This window comes from Actinomadura rubrobrunea NBRC 15275, assembly GCF_001552235.1.
Taxonomy (GTDB): Bacteria; Actinomycetota; Actinomycetes; order Streptosporangiales; family Streptosporangiaceae; genus Spirillospora; species Spirillospora viridilutea.
In genome coordinates this window covers 1-20,226 of record NZ_BCQU01000079.1, presented here as the reverse complement: position 1 = coordinate 20,226, position 20,226 = coordinate 1, and the positions used below count along the sequence as shown (strand labels likewise).

Below are 20,226 nucleotides of genomic sequence, written 5' to 3'. Positions count from 1 at the left end.
AAGGGGACCCGCAGTGCACGAGATCAACCGCCGTACCCTGCTGGGCGGCGCCGCCGCGCTCGGACTCGGCCTCGCCGCCCTTCCCGGCACCGCGCACGCCGCAGGCGGCGGCCGCGGTCGGGTGCCGCGCGGCGCCATCAGCATCCAGCTCTACACGCTGCGCAACGTCCTGTCGCAGGACCTGGAGGGGACGCTGCGCGCCCTCGCCGAGATCGGCTACCGCAAGGTCGAGCTCGCCGGCACCCACGGCCGCACCGCGGCGGAGTTCCGGCGGATCCTCGACCGCTACGGCCTGCGCGCCACGTCCGGGCACGTCTCCCTCGCCGAGGACATGAACCCGGTGTTCGAGGACTGCCGCACGCTGGGGCAGCGCTTCGCGGTCGTGGCGTGGGCGCAGTTCTCCACGGCCGACGAGTGGAAGAAGCTGGCCGACGACCTCAACGAGGCGGGACGGCTCGCCTGCAGGTACGGGCTGCGCTTCGGCTACCACAACCACGCGCACGAGTTCCAGGCGCTGCCCACCGGCGAGGTGCCGTGGGACATCCTCACCTCCCGCACCGACCACCGCTACGTCCACCTGGAGCTGGACCTGTACTGGGCGGTCACCGGAGGCCGCGACCCCGTGGAGCTCATCCACGCCAACCGGCACCGCATCCTGCAGTACCACGTCAAGGACCGCGCGGCCGACGGCTCGTTCGCCGACCTCGGCACCGGGACCATCGACTTCCCGCGGATCTTCTCCCACTCCCGAGAGGCGGGGGTCCTGGAGTACATCGTCGAGCACGACGAGCCGACGGCGCCGTTGCACACGGCCAAGGTCGGATACGACTACCTGCGCGCCGTCCGGTTCCCGAAGTGACCGAAGCGCACGCAGGCCGTGGCCGGGCGGTGCCCGCGCCGCCCGGCCACGGCCGCGACCCGAAACGAGGAGCGAGATGCCACGACCGATCACCCTGTTCACCGGCCAGTGGGCGGACCTGCCGTTCGAGGAGGTCTGCCGGCTGGCCTCCCAGTGGGGCTACGACGGACTGGAGATCGCCTGCTGGGGCGACCACTTCGAGGTCGACAAGGCCCTCGCCGACGACTCCTACGTCCCGCGCAAGCTGGAGACCCTCGCCAAGTACGACCTGAAGGTCTGGACGATCTCCAACCACCTGGTCGGGCAGGCGGTGTGCGACCACCCGATCGACGAGCGGCACAAGGCGATCCTGCCCGAGCGGATCTGGGGCGACGGCGAGCCCGAGGGGGTGCGGCGCCGCGCCGCCGAGGAGATGAAGAACACCGCCCGCGCGGCCGCCAAGCTCGGCGTGAACACCGTGGTCGGGTTCACCGGCTCGTCGATCTGGCACACCGTCGCGATGTTCCCGCCGGTGCCGCCGTCGATGATCGAACGGGGGTACGAGGACTTCGCCGAGCGGTGGAACCCGATCCTGGACGTGTTCGACGAGGTGGGGGTGCGGTTCGCGCACGAGGTCCACCCCAGCGAGATCGCCTACGACTACTGGTCGACGGTGCGGACCCTGGAGGCGATCGGGCACCGGCCCGCGTTCGGCCTCAACTGGGACCCCTCGCACATGGTCTGGCAGGACATCGACCCGGTGAACTTCCTGCTCGACTTCCGCGACCGCATCTACCACGTGGACTGCAAGGACACCAAGGTGCGGCGCGCGGACGGGCGCCGCGGCCGCCTCGGCTCCCACCTGCCGTGGGCCGACCCGCGGCGCGGCTGGGACTTCATCTCCACCGGGCGCGGCGACGTGCCGTGGGAGGACTGCTTCCGCGCCCTCAACACGATCGGCTACGACGGCCCCATCTCCATCGAGTGGGAGGACGCGGGGATGGACCGCCTGATGGGCGCCCCCGAGGCCCTGGAGATCGTCCGGCGGCTGTCGGCCATCGAGCCGCCCGCCGCCGCGTTCGACGCCGCCTTCGGCGGCGCGGACGACTGACGCGACCGGGCGGCCGGGTCCGGCGGCGCGACGAGCCGGTCAGCGGGCGGCTCGTCCCCGCCGGACCCGGCGATCTCACGGCGAGGCCGGTCGGCCGGTCGACGCCGGAGGGGTGCCGGGCCGTCAGCCCTTCAGCCGGACGGGCAGCGTGCGGCGCCCGTTGGAGATGAACGACTCCTGCGGCGCGGGCTCCCCGGGGCCGGCGGCGAGCGCGATGTCCGGGAAGCGGTCGAACAGGGCGGGGAGCGCGATCGACGCCTCCAGCCTCGCCAGCGGCGCGCCCAGGCAGTAGTGCACGCCGTGACCGAACGCCATGTGCTCCTTGTCGGCGCGGGTGACGTCGAAGCGGTCGGCGTCGGGCCCGTGCACCTTCGGGTCGCGGTCGGCGGCGTCCAGGCAGATGATGATCGGCTCGCCCTGCCGCAGGGTGACCCCGCAGTCCAGGGGGATGTCCTCGACGGCGAAGCGGATCGGGATGTTGGCGATCGGCCCCTCGACGCGCAGCGTCTCCTCGATGACGTCGTCCCAGCTCGCCCGCCCGTCCCGGACCATGTCCAGCTGGTCGCGGTGGGTGAGCAGCATGTGCGCCGCGTTGCCGAGCAGGTTGACGGTCGTCTCGTGGCCCGCGCTGATCATCAGCATGAGGGTGTCGATGAGCTCCTGCTCCGACAGCCGCGAGGCGTCGTCGCGGGCCGCGATCAGCGCCGTGGACAGGTCGTCGCCGGGCGTCTCCCGCTTGGCGGCGACCAGCTCGCCCAGCAGCTGCTGCATCCGCGTGTAGGCGTGCACCACCTCCTCCGGGCCGGCGGAGGTGTGGAAGAACGAGTCGGTGCAGCGGCGCATCTCCGCGCGGGCCGCGGCGTCCTGGACGCCGAACAGCTCGCAGATCACCTGGATCGGCAGCGGGTAGGCGTAGCGCTCCCGCAGGTCCACCACGGTGCCCGGGGGCTCGGCGTCCAGCTCGTCGAGCAGCTCGGCGGCGATCGCCTCGATCCGGGGACGCATCGCGGCGGTGCGGCGCGCGGTGAACGCGCTGGAGACCAGGCGGCGCAGCCGCCGGTGGTCGTCGCCGTAGGCGGTGAGCATGTTGCGCGCGACCACCCAGGCGAACAGCGGCCACTCCTGGGAGATCTCGCCGTTGATCCAGGTCGGCCAGTGCTGGTAGGGGTCCTTGGAGACTCGGGGGTCGGTGAGCAGGGAGCGGATCAGGTCCGGATCGCTGACCGCCCACGCCTCGATGCCGCCCGGAAGTTCGATCCTCGTCACGGGGCCGCGCTCGCGGATGCGGGCGGCCTCGCCGTGGATGTCCCGGCCGGTGGGATCGATGACGAGCGGGGCGACTGCGGAAGACTGCATCGTCCTCTCCAGGGGCATGGGGGATCGGGGGGCGGTCGCCTCGGAAGGCGTCCGGGGCGGGCACCCCCGCACCCTAACCGCGTCTTGATCATCCGTCAGGGACGCGGCGCGACTCGGCGCCGCCGAAAACCGGGCTGCGGTCCGTCCGGGAAACCCCTGGCGGTGACGGATCAGCGGTGCCGGCCCGCCGTGCGCTGCGCGAGCATCCGCCGTTTGGTGCCACGCCGGGCATCCGGCAGGTCGCGTTGTTCGAGAACGGCGAAATCGTCGGGGAGCAGCGCGGCGGGCTCGCCGGGGGCCAGACACCACTCGGCGGGCAGCCCGGGCCGCACGCGCCGCGCGTCGTCCGTGAACGCCTCCCAGCCGAGCATCCCGCCGGGCGCCACGGCCGCCGCCGCGGGCCCGAAGACCGACCGGTCCCAGAAGCCGGCGCACAGCACGAACGCGTACCGCCCGGCCGGGGGCCGCCACGCGCCCAGGTCGGCCTGCACGAGCGTGATCAGATCGCGCACCCCGCGCCGCCGGGCCTCGGCGTCGAGCAGGTCGAGCGCCGCCTCCGACACGTCCACCGCCGTCACGGCGCGTCCGGCCGCGGCCGCCAGCAGCGCGGCGCCCGACAGGCCGCAGGCCAGGTCGAGCATCGGCCCGTCGGGCGGCGGCGCCGCCAGGACGCGCTCGGCCAGCGGATGCACGGGGAACGCTTCGGCGGCCGCGCCGTCGGCGCGCCGCGCGGCCTCGGCGTACTTGGCGTTCCAGCGCAGCCGGTCCGGATGGTCGGCCAGCTCCGGCGGGACGTCGCGCATGCCCGCACCTTAACCCGGCCGCGTCCGGCCGTCGGGGGGACGCCCGTCGGCCGCGCGGAGCCGGAGGTCAGAACAGCGTCGGCGGCTCGGCGGGTACCGGCTCGGGCAGCGGCTCCACTTCCGGCACGACGGCCCGGACCTCCTCGTGGAACCGGCGGGCCAGCGGCAGGGCCTCGGCGTTGTCGGGGGTGTGCACGAACACCGTGGGCGAGCGTCCTTCGCGCAGCCACCCGGCGACCGTCTCGACCCAGCGCCGCCAGCCCTCGACGGTGCGCGCGGTGTCGTCCCGCCCGAGGTAGCGCACGACCGGGCGGCCGGTGAGGGCCCGCGACCGGTACGGCAGGCGCGGCTTTTTCGTCCACGCGTCCCGCTCGGCGTCGCTGGTCGGCGGGCTCTTGAAGAACGCGGTGGTGTCGAACGGCACCCACTCGGCGCCGACCCCGCCGAGCACGCGCTCCAGGAGCCGTTCGGACCGCTCGTCTTCGAAGAACGCGCGGTGCCGGACCTCCACCGCGCATCCGTACGAGCGCGGCAGCCTGCGCAGGAACGCCGCCAGCGCGCCGAGGTCGGACGGGCCGAACGAGCCCGGCAGCTGCACCCACAGCGCGTGCGCCCGAGGCCCCAACGGTTCGATCGCGTCCAGGAACGCGCGCAGCTCCTCCTCGCCGCCGTGCAGACGGCGCTCGTGCGTGATCGCCTTCGGCAGTTTGAGCAGGAAGCGGAAGCCCGGGCCGGTCTGCCGCGCCCAGGACTCCACCGTGCTCCGCGACGGAGTCGCGTAGAAGGTCGTGTTGCCCTCCACGGCGTTGCACCAGCTCGCGTAGGCGCGCAGGCGCTCGGCGGGGGCGAGCGGATGGGGGAGGAAGCGCCCCTGCCATGGCGCATGAGACCACATCGCGCATCCCACGTGAAGCCGCATGACGCCAGACGCTATCGGAACGGGCGCGATCGGAACGGGCACTATCAGAACGGGCGCGATCGGACTGTCCGCCTCATGCGGGCCTGTCGATGCGGTACACGTAGTGGGCCGGGCCGACGTCGGGGTTGTCGGGCTCCAGGTCCCCTTCACCCACGCGGCGCAGGCCCGCCTTCTCCAGGGCCCGCCACGAGGCGCGATTGGCCGCCGGCACGGGCACGAGGATCGCCGCCGCGTCGGGATGGTCGTCCCAGGTGCGCCGGACGACGTCGGCGAGCAGCCGCGAGCCCAGGCCCCGGCCGGTCAGCGCCGGGTCGCCGATCAGGTAGTCGATGGTGAACGCGCCGTCGGGCACCGCGGCGATCGCGGACAGCTCGGCCAGGTAGTCGGGATAGTCGGCCAGACGACAGCGCTGCACCAGCCCGACGGGCCGCCCGTCCAGAAGGGCGAGCAGGTCCTCGGACGGCTCCTCGCCTCTCGCCGCGGGACCGAAGTCGCGCCGCACCGCCTCCGGGGACGTGTCGTGGTTCCACCAGCGGGCCACGTGCGGGCGGCGCAGCCACTCGCGCAGCAGCGCGAAGTCCGCCTCGCCGACGCGGCGCCACGTGATGACGCCGTCCCCGAGGTCGCCGGCCATGGCCTGAAGCTAGGCGGTCGTTGCCGAACCGGCAACGAATTTTGGCGGTGGACCCGCGCGGACCGCACCGTGGTCACCCATCCGAACGAGCGGAAGGACGCACACGGTGAACGAGGCTTACGACGTGCTGGTAGCGGGCGGCGGGCCGGCCGGGCTCAGCGGGGCGCTGGCGCTCGCGCGGGCGCGGCGCTCGGTGCTGGTGGTGGACGCCGGGGAGCCGCGCAACGCCCCGGCCGGACACATGCACGGCTACCTGGGCCGCGAAGGCACGCCGCCCGGCGACCTGCTCGCGGACGGGCGCGCGGAGGCGGCCCGGTACGGGGTCGACATCGTCACCGGCCGCGTCGCGTCCGCCGAGCGCCGCGACGTCTGGTTCCAGGTGACGCTGGACGACGGGCGCGGCGTGCGGGCGCGGCGGCTGCTGGTGACCACCGGGCTCGTCGACGAGCTGCCCGACGTGCCCGGGCTGGCCGAGCGGTGGGGGCGCGAGGTGCTGCACTGCCCGTACTGCCACGGCTGGGAGGTCCGCGACCGGCGGATCGGCGTCCTGGCGACCGGGCCGTCCGCGGTGGAGCAGGCGAACATGTGGCGGCAGTGGAGCTCTGAGGTCGTCCTCCTGCTGCACCGCTCTCCCGCCCTGGGGGACGACGAGGCGCAGCGGCTCGCCGCGCGCGGGATCGCCGTGGTGGACGGGCCCGTCGCGGCCCTGGAAGTGACGGAGGACGCGCTCACCGGTGTACGACTGGAGTCCGGGAAGGCCGTCCCGCTCGACGCGCTCGTCGTCCTGCCGCGCTACACCGCCCGCGCGGACCTCCTGGAATCCCTCGGTCTCAAGCCGGTCGAGGTGGAGCGGCACGGCCATGTGGTCGGCACCCGGATCGCCGTCGAAGCGACGGGCGCGACGTCCGTGCCCGGCGTGTGGGCGGCGGGCAACGTCGCCGACCCGGGGGCCAAGGTCGTCGCGGCCGCCGCCCAGGGGTACGCCGCGGGTACCGCGATCAACGCCGACCTCATCGCCGAGGAGACCCGCGACGCCGTCGCGGACTACCGGGAACGGGCCCGCGCGGTCCTGGAGGAGGGCGCCTGGGAGGAGCGCTACCGCGGCGGCGACGCGCTGTGGAGCGGGAACCCGAACCCGCAGCTCGTCGCCGAGGCGGCCGCGCTGCGCCCCGGCCGGGCGCTGGAGGCGGGCTGCGGCGAGGGCGCCGACGCGGTGTGGCTCGCCGAGCGGGGCTGGCGCGTGACGGGCGTCGACTTCTCGGCCACCGCGCTGGAACGCGCCGCGGCGCGCGCCGAGGCCGCCGGCGTCGCCGACCGCGTCGAGTGGACGCGCGCCGACTTGCGCACCCACACGCCCGCGGAACGCGCTTACGACCTGGTGTCGGCCCACTACCTGCACCTGCCGCCCGCGGCCCGGCGGGACCTGTTCGCCCGCCTGGCCGCCGCCGTCGCCCCGGGCGGCACGCTGCTGATCGTCGGGCACCGGGTCGACGGGCGCGCCGGAGGCCGCCCGCTCGGCTTCCCGGACATGATGTACGGCGCCGGGGAACTGGCGTCCGCGCTCGACCCGGGGGAGTGGGTGGTCTTGGTCGCCGAGGACCGTCCGCGCGACGCGGGGCACGACGGCCGTCACGTCACCGTGTACGACGCGGTGCTCGTCGCCCGCCGCCGCGCCTGAGGACGCCTCGTCGGCCGGTGCGCGGCCCGCCGAAGCCCTAGGCTGCGATCATTGAGCCGCGCGAGCATTCGTCCGCATCCGCCGGAACGATCCGCCGGAACGATCCGCCGGAACGATCCGCCGGAACGATCCGCCGGAACGATCCGCCGGAACGATCCGCCGACAGTCCGCCGGGAGGCCGTGCCATGGCAGACGACGTCCGCAGCGCCCGCGAGTCCGACCCCGCCTCGCCGAAGATCGACACCAGCGTGCCCCACTCGGCCCGCATCTGGGACTACTGGCTGGGCGGCAAGGAGAACTACCCCGTCGACCGAGAGGCCGGGGACATGGTGCGGCGGCTGCTGCCCGACATCGACGTCTCCGCGCGGCACGACCGGGCGTTCCTCGGCCGCTTCGTCCGGTTCGCGGCGGGCGAGGGCATCCGGCAGTTCCTGGACATCGGCACCGGCCTGCCCACCGCGGACAACACCCACGAGGTGGCGCAGCGCGTCGCGCCCGACGCCCGCGTGGTGTACGTCGACAACGACCCGCTGGTGCTGGTGCACGCGCGCGCTCTGCTCACCAACGTCAGCCCCGAAGGCGTCACCGACTACATCGACGCCGACATCCGCGACACCGAGGCGCTGCTGGAGGCCGCGGCCCGGACGCTGGACTTCTCCCAGCCGATCGCGCTGCTGCTGCTCGGCGTCCTCAACCACATCGTGGACGACGACGAGGCGCGCGACATCGTGCGCCGCTTGGTGGAGGCGCTGCCGTCGGGCAGCTACATGGCCATCTCGCACACCACCGACGAGGTCGACGGCGAGGCCATGCACGAGGCGACGCGCCGCGTGACCGAGAGCGGCGGCACGCCCGTGGTGGCCCGTTCGGCGGCGCAGCTGCGCACGTTCTTCGACGAGGTCGAGCTGCTGGAGCCGGGCGTGGTGTCGTGCTCCCGGTGGCGGCCGGAGGCCACCCCGTGGGGCGAGCCGCCCGAGTACGCCCACTTCTGCGGCGTGGGCCGCAAGCCGTAAGCGCCGCCCCGGCGACTACGCAGAGTCACATAACCCACAGGCTGTGGAAAAGCTGTGGACGACCCTGGGGACGTCGCCGGGAATCATGGGGAAAGGTCCCCGGGACGCCGTGTCCCGGGGACCTTTCCGCAGTCGCTCTGACGCGCGGGGGCTTCCGGCGCGGCTCAGGCTTCAGGCGGACTTCGACGCCTCGCCGGCCTTGCCGGCGTCCGGGTGGCCGATCGCCACACCGCTGGCCGGGTCGAAGAAGTGCAGGCGGTGGGTGTCGACCGCCAGGTCGACCCGCTGGCCGGGGCGCACGTGCGAGCGGGCGTTGACCCGGGCGGTCCACAGCGCCTTGTTGTCGGTGAGCGGGATGGAGCCGTCGGCGTCGCCCTCGGAGGCGTCCTCGGCCAGGTCTGCGGTGTCCTTGTGCTCCACCGGGGGCGCGTCGATGGTGAAGATCACGTTGATCTCGCTGCCCAGCTCCTCGGTGACGGTGCTGGTGACGCTGAGCGGCGCCCAGTCGGCCTTGGCGTGCGCGGCGTCCTCGAAGTCCGAGGGCCGGATGCCCAGGATGACCTTCTTGCCGAGGTAGCCGTCCAGGCCGGGCTTGGAGTCGATCACCTCGTCGGGCACCGGCAGCGTGTACCCGGCGAACGCGACCTGCGCGCCGCCGTCGCCGCGGGTCAGGTCGGCGGTCACGAAGTTCATGGCGGGCGAGCCGATGAACCCGGCGACGAACAGGTTGACCGGGCTGTCGAACAGCCGCTGCGGGGTGTCGACCTGCTGCAGCTTGCCCTCGCGCAGCACGCACACCCGGTCCCCGAGCGTCATGGCCTCGACCTGGTCGTGCGTGACGTACACGGTCGTGACGCCGAGCCGCTCGTGCAGCTGGCTCAGCGACGCGCGCATCGACACGCGCAGCTTGGCGTCCAGGTTGGACAGCGGCTCGTCCATGAGGAACGCCTGCGGCTCGCGGACGATCGCGCGGCCCATCGCGACCCGCTGCCGCTGACCGCCGGACAGCGCGGCCGGCTTGCGCGACAGGAACTGCTCGAGGCCGAGCATCTTGGCGGCCTCCTGGACCTTCTTGCGCCGCTCCTCCTTGCTCACGCCGCGCAGCTTGAGGCCGAACTCCAGGTTCTGCGCGACGGTCATGTGCGGGTACAGCGCGTAGTTCTGGAACACCATCGCGATGTCGCGGTCCTTGGGCGCCAGGTCGTTGACGACCTGGTCGCCGATGGAGATCTTCCCGCTGGTGATCTCCTCCAGCCCGGCGATCATCCGCAGCGCGGTGGACTTGCCGCACCCCGACGGTCCGACCAGCACCATGAACTCGCCGTCGCGGATCTCCAGGTTCAGCCCGTCCACGGCCTTGACGCCGCCGGCGTACACCTTGTCGACCCGCTCCAGCACGATCTTGGCCATCTCATCCTCCGATGGAAACGTTTCCCACTCACGCTGCCGATGAGGCCGTTTTGCTTTGGGGTGGATTAAAACTGATGAAAACGTTTCCAAGGCAAGGGGCGGCGTGGAAAAATCGAACGGTGGCCAGTCAACCCCGATCGGCGACCATCAAGGACGTGGCGGCCGCGGCCGGCGTCGGCATCGCCACCGTGTCGCGGGTGTTCTCCGGCACCGGGGCGGTCAGCGAACGCACCCGCGAGCGGGTGCTGGCCGCCGCGCGCGAGCTGGACTACCGGCCGAGCGCCCTCGGCCGCGGGCTGCGGCTGCGGCGCAGCGGCGGCATCGGCCTGGTGGTGCCCGACGTCGCCGACCCGTTCTGCGTCGGACTGATCGACGGCGTCCTGGCCTGCGCCCGCTCGCTCGGCGAGCACCTGGTGCTGGACGCCGCGCACGGCGACCCCGCCCGGGAGGCCGAGATCGTCGACCGGATGGTCGAGCAGCGCCTGGACGGCGTCATCGCGCTGCCCGCCGGGTCCGGCGCGGGCGACGGCTGGCGGGCCGCGGTGCGCTCGGGCGCCCGCGTGGTGTTCGCCGACCGCGCGCTGCCCGGCCTGCCGGAGATCCCCGCCGTCCTCGCCGACGACCGCTCCGGCGTGCGGACGCTGGTGGAGTACCTGGTCGGGCTCGGACACCGGCGCATCGCCTTCCTCGGCGCGGCCGCGCCCGGCGCCGCCGCCGGCGTGCGCGAGCGCGCGTTCCGCGACACCCTGGCCGAGCTGGGCGTGACCGCCGACGAGGACCTGATCGTGTCCGCCCGGCCCGCGCGCGACTCCGCCTACGCCGCCGCCGCGGGGCTCCTGCAGCGGCGCGGCGACGTCACGGCCGTCCTGGCCGCCGGGCATCTGCTGGGCGAGGCGGCGGTGCTGGTCTCCCGCGAGCTGGACCTGCGCGTCCCCGCCGACGTGTCGATCGCGATGGTGGACGACGTGCCGTGGGCGGAGCTGTGCGACCCGCCGCTGACCGTGGTGGCGCGTCCGGCGTACGACATCGGCTACCGCGCGTGCGAGATGCTGCTGCGCGACCGGCCCCGGCGCGCCGCGGGCCCCGTCCTGCTGCCCACCGAACTGGTGATCCGCGGCAGCTGCGGCCCGCCCCGCTCCCCGCGGACCCCGGCCGCCCGCGCGGCCGGCCGCTGAAACCCCGGCGGGCACGGGGTTTCCGCGCGATTCGGGGGCGTCCGGTCGCCGGAGATTCTGCGGCGTGTCGGGCCGGCACGCTAGATTTTCGGGGTGGAGGAGATCGATCGTCAGATCATGGGGTTGTTGGCCGACGACGGCCGGATGAGCTTCACCGACCTGGCCAAGCAGACCGGTCTGTCGGTGTCGGCGGTGCATCAGCGGGTGCGCCGGCTGCAGAAGCGCGGTGTGATCAAAGGCTTCACCGCGGTGCTCGACCATGAGCGGATCGGGCTGCCGATGACCGCGTTCGTGTCGATCAAACCGATCGACCCGGCGGCCCCCGACGACGCGCCCGAACGGCTGGCCCACCTGTCGGCCATCGAGGCGTGCCACTCGGTCGCGGGCGACGAGAGCTACATCCTCAAGGTCCGCGTGGGGTCGCCGAACGAGCTGGAGGAGCTGCTTCAGAAGATCCGCGCCGCGGCCAACGTGTCCACCCGCACCACGGTCGTCCTCAGCACCCCCTGGGAGGGCCGCCGCCCCCCGCTGTGACGGCGCGGCCCGTCAACGCCCTTCCGCGGCCGCCGGTGCCTCTCGCCCCGGGACGACCGGCGGCCGCGGCGTGTCGGCGCCGCGTTCCCGGACTCGTCTCAGGACTGCGGCGCGAACGCCTCCAGCGCCTCGCGGGCGACCGCCATGGACCGCGCGGGGTCGGCGTCCGGGCCGGTCAGGGCCGGGTCGAAGTTGAGATCCACGAACAGCTCGGTGACGCCCTGTTCGGCCAGGTCGGCGAAGTCGGCGCGAACCTCCTCCAGCGAGCCGGTCAGCGGACGGCGGCCCGGCAGACCCGGCTCGCGCAGCCGGACGGCGCCGCGGCACACCATGCGCAGCGCATCCGGATCCCGCCCGGCCCGCTCGGCGGCCTCCCGCACGATGCCGATGGACCGTCCGATGGCGGCCAGGTCGGCGCGGCTGGAGCTGACCCAGCCCGCGGCGAGCCGACCGGCGCGGCGCAACGCGGGCTCGGACGTCCCGCCCAGCAGCACCGGAGGCTCCGGCGTCTGCACCGGCTTCGGTTCCATCCGCACGGGCGGGAACCGGTAGAACTCCCCTTCGTACGCGCTGACCTCGTCACGCCACAGCGAGCGCAACGCGGCCAGGAACTCCTCGGCACGCGCGCCGCGCCGCTCCATGGGCGCGCCCACGGCGGCGAACTCCTCGGGCATCCACCCCAGGCCCAGCCCCAGGTCGAGCCGTCCGCCCGACAGGTGGTCGAGGGTGACGGCCTGCTTGGCCAGCAGGGCGGGGGAGAAGAACGGCAGGTTCACCACTGCCACGCCCAGTCGGATGCGGCTGGTCTGGCCCGCCAGGTACGCCAGCGTCAGCAGCGGATCGGGCACGTTGCGGTACGTGAGGTCGGTGGAGTCGGCGGGGTTGACCAGGCGTTGCAGCGTCCAGACCGAGCGGTAGCCGAGCTCCTCGGCGCGCTGCGCGATCTCCACCTGGTTCCGCGGCGTGGCCCATCCGCCCGCCACCGGCACGGCGAACCCGATCTGCACGGCGCCGCCTCCAATCCCGCTAGCGTCAAGCCCCTCGAACACCGTGGACTGTCCCGGGGGACCGCGGCCCCCCGAGGCACCAAGCCGCACCTTACAATGTCAAGTCACTCGGCTTTTCGCACCTCATGGCCATTCCGTGAGAACGCGTCGGGAATCACTCCCGCATCCCCGAATCGACAGGGCCCCACCCGGTTACGCTGTGGCCGAGGCCGGCGAAGGGGAGGTGCGCGGTGAGGCAGACGGCGGCGGACCTCGCACAGGCGGTCAAGCCCAGACTGCGCGGATGGCTGCACGCGGGGACGTTCCCCTTGGCGTTGGTGGCGGGCCTGGTCCTGGTCGCGCTCGGGCCCACCGTGGGCGCGCGGCTGTGCGCGGCGGTCTACGCGCTGACCTCGGTTCTGCTGTTCGGCGTGTCCGCGGCCTACCACCGGGGCCGCTGGTCGCAGCGCGTCGCCGACTGGCTGCGCCGCTTCGACCACGCCAACATCTACCTCATCATCGCCGGGACCTACACGCCGTTCGCGTACCTGGTCCTCGAGGGCGCGGTGCAGGCGATCGTGCTGTCGGTGGTGTGGGCGGGCGCCATTGCCGGCGTGCTGTTCCGCGTGCTGTGGATCCGGGCGCCGCGCTGGCTCTACACCGCTCTCTACATCGGCCTCGGCTGGGTGGCGGCGTTCTTCCTTCCGCAGTTCCTCGACGGGACCGGCGTGACCGTCGCGGTGCTGGTGGCGCTGGGCGGCGTGCTCTACAGCATCGGCGGCCTGGTGTACGGCCTGCGGCGCCCCAACCCCTCGCCGCGCTGGTTCGGTTTCCACGAGGTCTTCCACGCGCTCACCGTGGCCGCGTACGTGCTCCAGTACATCGCCGTCTCGTTCGTCGTCTACCGCGCCGGAACGGCCTGACCATCGCAGGCGACGCTGACCCGCCAGACGCCCGTCGCGGGGCATGAGCGAGCGCGCGAACACCACAGGTTGACGGCCGCGGTCCGAGAAGGGCCCGGGGCGATCGGCCGTGCCCGACATAAGCGTCGCCAACAGCTGGCCGAGGAGCCGCGCCATGTACGCCTCCGCCCTGAGCCGCGTTGCCGCCGGCGGCAGCCATGAGCGGCGGTGGAGCGGAGCAGCGCGCGCCTGCACGTGACACCAGCGCCCTCGAGGGGGCTCGGCGTCGTTCAGCGCGTCGCCGACTCCCGCATGGGCGCCGCGCCCCCGGCGCGTAGCCGCGCTGACCTCCGATGCTCCAGGCCGCCCGGGGCGACGCCGACTCGCAGCGTGACGTCCCACGCAGGCCGAGGCGCGGAGGTCAGCAGGGGAGTGGGGCCGGTCTTCCGCGCCTCGGCGGCGAGCGGCCCGATGGCCGCGGCCGCCCCCCGCGTCCTCTGCGGACGATCGACCGATCCGCTCTTCTAGACCGACGGGGCGGCGACGATGAAGGTCGAGTTGCCGAAGCCGATCTCGTCACCGGGCCGCAGCCGCGCCGGTCCGGTCAGCCGCCAGCCGTTGACGCGGGTGCCGTTCATCGATCCCAGGTCGGAGATCATCCAGCCGTCCTCGGTCCGGTAGATCTCGGCGTGGAACCGCGAGACGGTGAGGTCGGTGAGGATGAACTGGCATCCCGGAGCCCGGCCGACGAGCACGCGGGTGAGCCCGTTGCCCGGCAGCATGAACCGCGGCAGTCGGGGCGCCCGCCACGCCGCCTCGAGCCGCGCGGTCGCCTGGGACACCTGGGAGATCAGGCCGGTCAGCCGATCCACCACCCGGTTGCCGCTGGGCAGGTCGCGCACGATGTCGGCCAGCTCGGCCTGGCTGCGGGCGCGGAGCACCTGGTCGACGCGGCGTTCGAAGGTGTCCTGGGACATCCTGCCCTCGGCTACGCGATCACTGAGCACACGCAGCACCCGGTCGCGCTCCATATCGGACGCTCTCACCGGATATGAGGGCCGACCGTCCATAGCTGTGAGTATCCAGATCCCATCGTCGCCTGTCCAGGAAAGCCCGCAAGGGACAGAAGAAAGATCACTTTCACTCCTTCCAGGCGTGTTGGACGCCTCCGCGGCGCCTTGGGTTCGGCGCATCCGAAGGCCATTGCCAGGGGCCTCCAGCGGCCGTGCGCCGAGGGCCGGCTGTCGGCGAGGCACAGAGGTCGTCGACCTGCGGGCACGGGTCGAGCACAGGGGATCCGCGTCTGCGTTCGCCGCGAGCCTGGCGTCCGGATGCAGCGATCGCACCCGCCGAGCCGGGCATCGAGATGTGTGCGGTGCGTGGGCAGGCGCCGCAGCCCGGCGGCCCGCCGCGTGGCGGGGCGCGGCAGGGCGTTGCGCATCGGCCGGGATGGCCCGGGACCGAGCGATGGACTGCTAGCGCTTGAACGCGACCACGTCGGCGAGGACGCCGCGGTCGGTGAGGCGGCGCGGTGACGGGCTGTCGTACACGACCAGCAGCCGCAGCGTGGCGGCGTCGGATTCGTCCAGGACGGCGATGCCCTCGGCGTGGTCGTCGCCCTGCCCGTACGGCAGTTCGCCCAGCACTTCCAGTTCGGAGGCGTGCACCACGCCGGGGGAGTCGATCGAGGCCGCGCCGGGCCAGCGCACCACGCGGACCGGTCCGTCGAGGTCCATGCTCGGCCCGGTGAGCAGCAGCAGGTCGTCGCCGTGCGGGCACAGGTCGCGCACGCCCAGCCCGTCCAGGTCGAGGAAGTGGGTGCGGTACAGGGCGCCGTCACCGCCGATCGGGCACAGCCGCAGCCGATGCGGGTCGTCGGGATGCGTCTCGGGCCGGATCTCGACGAGCACGGCCCAGCCGCGCAGCACCGGCCCGCGCAGCCCGACGTACAGGCGGTCGCGGTGGGCGGCGATGCCCTCGATGTCGACGCCGTTGTCCTTGCCGGGCAGGCGGAGGAAGGGCGCGAGGTGGGGGTCGTCGGCCAGCGCGTCGGTGATCGAGTCGCCGTGCCCGCCCAGGACGGCGGCGGTGCGCTCGCCGTCGCGGCGGGTGACCTCGGGCAGCCCGTCCGCGCCGGCGACGAGCGGCATCCGGACCAGGACGAACCTGTTCTCCTCGCGGACGACGGTGGCGAGCCGCTTGCGGGACTTGGCGACCGAGTGCCCGTCCTTGACCTTTTTGCGCTTGAGGCTGTGGGAGCCGATCGCCCACAGCCAGCCGTCGGTGCGGGCCAGCCCTTCGATGTCGGCCTCCTCGTCCGGCCCGGCCGGCAACGGGACCAGATCGGCCAGGGGGACGGTGCGCTGGTCGCCGTAGCCGCTCACCAGCCCGTCGCCGTCCACGGACGCCGTCAGCCGTTCCACGGTGGCGGTCTCGTCGCCCGCCGCCCACAGGCAGCGGCCGTCCTGGCGGACCGCGGACAGGTTGGTGTGCGTCTCGGCTTCCCGGCTCTCCTGCCCGAAGAGCAGCTCGACCCGGCGTTCCACGATCATGCGCAGATGCTCCCACAGACCCGGTGCGATGGTCCCGCCGATGTCCCGGCGGCCCTCAGGGCTACGACGCCGTGGTCCCGCTCGCGGTTTCGCCGTCGCGGCATCGGCGGCCGGGACGAGCACGCGGCCACTTGGAAATCTACAATGTAAAGGCGCCGGGTTGAGAAGGTACTCAAGACCGATGGTGCCGCGACCCACCCCCACGCCAGCCATTCAAGAAGCCGCAGCCACGCCGGACGGCGCCGGGTCGGCGGTCTACTCGCCGCGGTGCTCGTCTCCGCCGTCGAGGGCACCGGTAGCCCCGGGAACGTCCCAGAGGACGTGCAGATGGGGAGGTTTGCGGAACACCAGGCCCTTCGGCGATGTGGGGAAGGCCGGGTCGAGGCGCAGGCCGGGGAGCCGCTCGAGCAGGGCGGCGAGCGCCGTCCGGGTCTCCAGCCGGGCGAGCGGGGCGCCGAAACAGAAGTGCGGTCCGCGCGCGAACGCCACGTGGTCGGACAGGTTGGCGCGCCGCACGTCGAACCGGTCCGGGTCGCTGAACACGGCGGGGTCGCGATTGGCGCCCGCGATCGACACCCGGACCAGGTCGCCCTTGCGTATGTCGGCCTCCCCGAGCCGGACGTCGCGCGTGGCGTAGCGGTCGACGACCGCCGCCGAGGGCTCGAGGCGCAGCGACTCCTCGATCGCCGCGTCCAGCAGGGCGGGGTCGCGGCGGACGAGCGCGAGCTGGTCGGGGTGGCTCAGCAGATGCCGCACGGCATTGACGATCATGCCTTCGGTGGTGTCGATGCCGCCGAACATCAGCACGGCCGCGTTGGAGACGACCTCGGCGGTGGTCAGGCCCGCCTCGTGGCGCGCGGCGTCGGCGAGCAAGGAGCCGTGTCCGGAGAGGGCGTCCTCGACCGCGGCCCGCAGCCGCTCGCGGGCGGCGCGGGCGCGGTCGGGCGGGGCCTGGCCGGCGGTGATGGCCGACACGGCCTCCACGAACGCGGCGTACCAGGAGCGGACGGTCGCCGCGTCCACGCCGTTCAGGCCCAGGGCCTCGGCGACCACCGCGACGGCGAGCGGCCCCGCCAGGTCGCCGCGCAGCTCGGCGCGCCCCGCCGGGGCGAGCCCGTCGACCAGCCGCGCGACCTCCGCCTCGATGAAGGCGGTGAAGCGGGCGCGGGTGCGCGCGGGCCGCAGCGGTCGGGCGAACGGGTCGCGGTGGCGGGCGTGGACGGGGCCGTCCAGCGACAGCATGCTGGGCCCGACGACCCGCGCGGTGGAAAAGCGCGGGTCGTCCACGGTGAAGACGTCGGCCTCGCGCATGACCCGGACGGCCAGGTCCCGTGAGGTGACGAGCCAGCCGCCGAGGGCGGGCAGCCAGGACACCGGCTCGTGCGCGCGCAGCCGCGCGAGCAGCGGATGCGGGTCGGCCTCCAGCTCGGCGACGGTCGCGGCGGCGCCGATGGGGAACCGTGCGATGAGCTCGCGTCCCATTCGGCGAAGCCTAGTCCCGCCCTCGGGTCAGTGGCTCCGCCACCAGGCCTGCCCTGACTCGGGCAGGGTGTAGATGGGGTCGTAGTACTCGTAGCGGCGGGTGAGGGCGTCGGGGTCGGCGGCCTCGAGACCGGTGCGGTAGTTCTTGGTCCAGTAGGAGATGCCGCGTTCGCGGTCGTATTCGGCGAGCTGGTGGACCCAGCGCTTGCCCACGTACGGCACGTCGCACACGATCCGTGGGGTGGCGAAGCCGGGCAGGTACCCCATGATGGCGTGCTGGAGCTCCTGGGCCTCCCACACCGCGAGCCGCCAGTGCTCGCTGTAGGGGATCATGTCGCACAGGTAGAAGTAGTAGGGCATGATCCCGGCCTCGTCGAGCAGCGCGAACGACAGGTCGAGCAGCGCGGCGGGGGTGTCGTTGACACCGCGCAGCAGGACGCCCTGGTTGCGCACGTCGCGGATGCCGGTGTCCAGCATGGCGCGCGCCGCCTCGGCGACCAGGGGCGTGACGGACTGGGCGGCGTTGACGTGCGTGTGGATCGCGATCTGCACGCCGCGCCGGCGGGCCTTGGCGGCGAGGCGCTCCATGCCGGCGCGGACGTCGTCCTGAAGCCAGTGCTGGGGCAGGCCCATGAGGGCTTTGCTGGCCAGGCGGATGTCGCGGATGCTGTCGATGTCCAGCAGGGCGTCGACGAACGCCTCCAGGCGCGGCCAGGGCAGGTTGGCCACGTCGCCGCCGGAGACGACGACGTCGCGGACGCCGGGCGTGCGGCGCAGGTAGTCGAGCATGGCCGCGTGCCGGTCGGGGGGCCGGATGGTGAAGCGGTGCTTGTCGACGGCCGGGGTGGAGTTGCCGACCAGGTCCATGCGGGTGCAGTGGCCGCAGTACTGCGGGCAGGTGGGCAGCAGCTCGGCCAGCACCTTGGTGGGGTAGCGGTGGGTGAGGCCCTCGACCGCCCACATCTCCGCCTCGTGCAGGGAGTCGCGGGTGGCGTGGGGGTGGGACGGCCAGTCGGTGCGGCGGTCGCTGAACACCGGGATCATGTAGCGGCGCACGGGGTCGGCGTAGAACGCCTCGGTGGAGCCGGTGTCCATGGTGTTGAGCATCTGCGGCGTGACGAGCATGGACATGGTGGCGCGCTCGGCCTGGTCGCGTTCCAGGTCGGCGTAGAAGGCCTCGTCGATCAGGTCGCCCATCACCTGCCGCAGCTGCCGGATGTTCTTGACGCAGTGCGCGCGTTGCCACTGCGCCGACCGCCATTCGGCGGCGGTGACGTCCCGCCAGCCGGGGAAGCGCCGCCAGTCGGGTTCGACCAGGGGACGGCGCCGGTAGACGTAGGGCTGCTCGGCCGGGCCGCCCGCGCGGGGGGCGGTGTCCGGCTGCGGGTGCAGGGCAGTGGTCATCGTCGACCTCTCGCGCGAAGTACTACGGACAAAGTCTTGTGTATGACGGACGTTACGGGAAGACTTCCGGATAAACCAGGGGTGCCCCGGATAATCTGCGGATCACTTTGGAACAGGGAAGGCAAGGCGGGACGAGAGATGGTCGACCTTCGCGACGAGGCGGACGGCAACGGCGGCGCCGGGGCGGCGGACCCGGCGGGCTCGGCGGTGGGGCTGCACCGTGTGCTGGAACCCCGCGGGGTGCTGCCGCAGGCCGCCCACCGGCTGGACACCGATCCGCGCATCCGCCCCGACGAGGTGCGGGTGCGGGTGGAGCGGCTCAACCTGGACGCCGCGTCCTACCGGCAGCTGCGCACCGAGCACGGGGACGACTACGCCGCCCTCCGCCGGGCCGTGCTGAAGATCGTCGAGGAGCGCGGCAAGATGCACAACCCGGTGACCGGGTCGGGCGGCATGCTCGTCGGCGTCGTGGAGGAGGCGGGCCCCGCCTCGCCGCTCGGTCTCAAGCCGGGGGACCGGATCGCCACGCTCGTGTCGCTGACGCTGACGCCGCTTGCGATCACCGACGGGCTGGCCCGCTGGGACGGCCGGTCCGAGCAGGTGCCGGCCGAGGGGCACGCCATCCTGTTCGCCCGTTCCATCGCCGCCGTGCTGCCCGACGACCTGCCGACGCCGCTGGCGCTGTCGGTGATGGACGTGTGCGGCGCGCCGGCCCTGACCCACCGGGTGGTCGCCGAGCGCGTCCGCCGGGGCGCGCCCCCTGTGGTGGCGGTGCTGGGCGGGGCCGGCAAGAGCGGGTCGCTGTCGCTGGCCGCGGCGCGCCGGGCGGGCGCGGCCCGCACGGTGGGGCTGGTGCCGGACGAGCGCGAACGGCGGCTCTTGGAGGACGCCGGGCTGGCCGACGCGGTGGTGGTGGCGGACGCGCGCGACCCGGTGGCGGTCGCCGAGGCGCTGGGCGAGCCCGCCGACGTGACCGTGGTGTGCGTGGACGTGCCCGGCTGCGAGCACGGGGCGATCCTGGGCACGGCGCAGGGCGGGACGGTGGTGTTCTTCTCGATGGCGACGTCGTTCTCGGCGGCGGCGCTGGGCGCCGAGGGGCTGGCGGCGGACGTCACGATGCTCATCGGCAACGGGTACGTGCCCGGGCACGCGGAGATGGCGCTGGACCTCCTGCGGTCGGTGCCCGGGGTTCGTGCGCTGTTCACCGCCCGCTCCGGGCACGGTTCGGCAGAATGACTCAGGTACGTCCGGCTGCGGCGCGGGGACACCCGCACCTACCGGGTGGACCCCGCCCCCGGCCCCCCGAGTAGCCCGAGCGGAAAAGAGAACACGATGGGGAGCATCACCCGGGCTCTGCGGGCCATGGCGCCCGAGGAGCGGCAGCGGCAGATCGTCGACGTCCTGGTCGACGCCTTCTCGGACCTGATGG

At 73.5% G+C, this 20,226-nt stretch carries 18 protein-coding genes; 8 read left to right on the top strand and 10 right to left on the bottom strand.

The annotated features are described in order from the left end of the window. The first annotated feature begins 13 nt into the window (after nucleotides 1-13). Both AR3_RS21965 and AR3_RS21960 read left to right on the top strand, forming a co-directional pair. Entirely contained in the window at nucleotides 14-859 is an 846-nt protein-coding gene (locus tag AR3_RS21965) for a sugar phosphate isomerase/epimerase family protein (protein WP_174545473.1), read from the top strand. Between the two features lie 76 nt (nucleotides 860-935). Further along, complete coding sequence (locus AR3_RS21960) at nucleotides 936-1,949, top strand: sugar phosphate isomerase/epimerase family protein (RefSeq protein WP_067916406.1); 1,014 nt, start codon at nucleotides 936-938, stop codon at nucleotides 1,947-1,949. Between the two features lie 123 nt (nucleotides 1,950-2,072). Here AR3_RS21960 and AR3_RS21955 read toward each other — a convergent pair whose 3' ends face one another. The 4 genes from AR3_RS21955 to AR3_RS21940 all read right to left on the bottom strand — a co-directional run bounded on the left by AR3_RS21955 (nucleotide 2,073) and on the right by AR3_RS21940 (nucleotide 5,661). Further along, nucleotides 2,073-3,305: a cytochrome P450 family protein gene (locus AR3_RS21955; protein WP_083951771.1), complete on the bottom strand. Its 1,233-nt coding sequence runs from the start codon at nucleotides 3,303-3,305 to the stop codon at nucleotides 2,073-2,075. Nucleotides 3,306-3,475: 170 nt separating this feature from the next. Beyond that, entirely contained in the window at nucleotides 3,476-4,108 is a 633-nt protein-coding gene (locus AR3_RS21950; RefSeq protein WP_083951770.1) for a methyltransferase domain-containing protein, read from the bottom strand. A gap of 67 nt (nucleotides 4,109-4,175) precedes the next feature. Continuing rightward, a complete protein-coding gene (locus AR3_RS21945) occupies nucleotides 4,176-5,003 on the bottom strand; it encodes a DUF72 domain-containing protein (RefSeq protein ID WP_217998694.1) in 828 nt (275 codons plus the stop codon). 97 nt (nucleotides 5,004-5,100) lie between these two features. Next, nucleotides 5,101-5,661 (bottom strand): GNAT family N-acetyltransferase, encoded by a 561-nt coding sequence (locus tag AR3_RS21940; RefSeq protein WP_067916402.1) that lies wholly within the window; start codon nucleotides 5,659-5,661, stop codon nucleotides 5,101-5,103. 106 nt (nucleotides 5,662-5,767) lie between these two features. On the opposite strand from AR3_RS21940, the gene AR3_RS21935 reads away from it, so the two are divergent. After that, nucleotides 5,768-7,339: an FAD-dependent oxidoreductase gene (locus AR3_RS21935; protein WP_067916400.1), complete on the top strand. Its 1,572-nt coding sequence runs from the start codon at nucleotides 5,768-5,770 to the stop codon at nucleotides 7,337-7,339. A 185-nt stretch (nucleotides 7,340-7,524) separates the two neighbouring features. Then, complete coding sequence (locus AR3_RS21930; protein WP_067916398.1) at nucleotides 7,525-8,352, top strand: SAM-dependent methyltransferase; 828 nt, start codon at nucleotides 7,525-7,527, stop codon at nucleotides 8,350-8,352. A 171-nt stretch (nucleotides 8,353-8,523) separates the two neighbouring features. Here AR3_RS21930 and AR3_RS21925 read toward each other — a convergent pair whose 3' ends face one another. Continuing rightward, nucleotides 8,524-9,762, bottom strand: a complete 1,239-nt coding sequence (locus AR3_RS21925; protein ID WP_067916397.1) for an ABC transporter ATP-binding protein — start codon at nucleotides 9,760-9,762, stop codon at nucleotides 8,524-8,526. 119 nt (nucleotides 9,763-9,881) lie between these two features. Here AR3_RS21925 and AR3_RS21920 point away from each other — a divergent pair, with 119 nt between their 5' ends. Then, on the top strand, nucleotides 9,882-10,937 hold the full coding sequence (locus AR3_RS21920) for a LacI family DNA-binding transcriptional regulator (RefSeq protein ID WP_067916395.1): 1,056 nt from the start codon (nucleotides 9,882-9,884) through the stop codon (nucleotides 10,935-10,937). 93 nt (nucleotides 10,938-11,030) lie between these two features. Further along, the gene (locus AR3_RS21915; protein ID WP_083951768.1) at nucleotides 11,031-11,471 is read left to right on the top strand and encodes an Lrp/AsnC family transcriptional regulator; all 441 of its coding nucleotides are present in this window, start codon (nucleotides 11,031-11,033) and stop codon (nucleotides 11,469-11,471) included. Nucleotides 11,472-11,569: 98 nt separating this feature from the next. Here AR3_RS21915 and AR3_RS21910 read toward each other — a convergent pair whose 3' ends face one another. Beyond that, a complete protein-coding gene (locus AR3_RS21910) occupies nucleotides 11,570-12,478 on the bottom strand; it encodes a TIGR03619 family F420-dependent LLM class oxidoreductase (RefSeq protein WP_067916391.1) in 909 nt (302 codons plus the stop codon). A gap of 230 nt (nucleotides 12,479-12,708) precedes the next feature. On the opposite strand from AR3_RS21910, the gene trhA reads away from it, so the two are divergent. Further along, entirely contained in the window at nucleotides 12,709-13,380 is a 672-nt protein-coding gene (gene trhA, locus AR3_RS21905; RefSeq protein ID WP_067916389.1) for a PAQR family membrane homeostasis protein TrhA, read from the top strand. Nucleotides 13,381-13,883: 503 nt separating this feature from the next. Here trhA and AR3_RS21900 read toward each other — a convergent pair. The 4 genes from AR3_RS21900 to AR3_RS21885 all read right to left on the bottom strand — a co-directional run bounded on the left by AR3_RS21900 (nucleotide 13,884) and on the right by AR3_RS21885 (nucleotide 18,797). Beyond that, on the bottom strand, nucleotides 13,884-14,429 hold the full coding sequence (locus AR3_RS21900) for a DUF1707 and FHA domain-containing protein (RefSeq protein ID WP_067916387.1): 546 nt from the start codon (nucleotides 14,427-14,429) through the stop codon (nucleotides 13,884-13,886). Between the two features lie 405 nt (nucleotides 14,430-14,834). Continuing rightward, nucleotides 14,835-15,911 (bottom strand): DUF3616 domain-containing protein, encoded by a 1,077-nt coding sequence (locus tag AR3_RS21895; RefSeq protein ID WP_067916385.1) that lies wholly within the window; start codon nucleotides 15,909-15,911, stop codon nucleotides 14,835-14,837. A gap of 255 nt (nucleotides 15,912-16,166) precedes the next feature. After that, complete coding sequence (locus tag AR3_RS21890; protein ID WP_067916383.1) at nucleotides 16,167-17,393, bottom strand: cytochrome P450; 1,227 nt, start codon at nucleotides 17,391-17,393, stop codon at nucleotides 16,167-16,169. 27 nt (nucleotides 17,394-17,420) lie between these two features. Next, a complete protein-coding gene (locus tag AR3_RS21885; RefSeq protein WP_067916381.1) occupies nucleotides 17,421-18,797 on the bottom strand; it encodes a KamA family radical SAM protein in 1,377 nt (458 codons plus the stop codon). 138 nt (nucleotides 18,798-18,935) lie between these two features. Between AR3_RS21885 and kdd the strand changes: the two genes are divergently transcribed. Beyond that, entirely contained in the window at nucleotides 18,936-20,033 is a 1,098-nt protein-coding gene (gene kdd, locus AR3_RS21880; protein WP_227023286.1) for an L-erythro-3,5-diaminohexanoate dehydrogenase, read from the top strand. Nucleotides 20,034-20,226 lie beyond the last annotated feature (193 nt).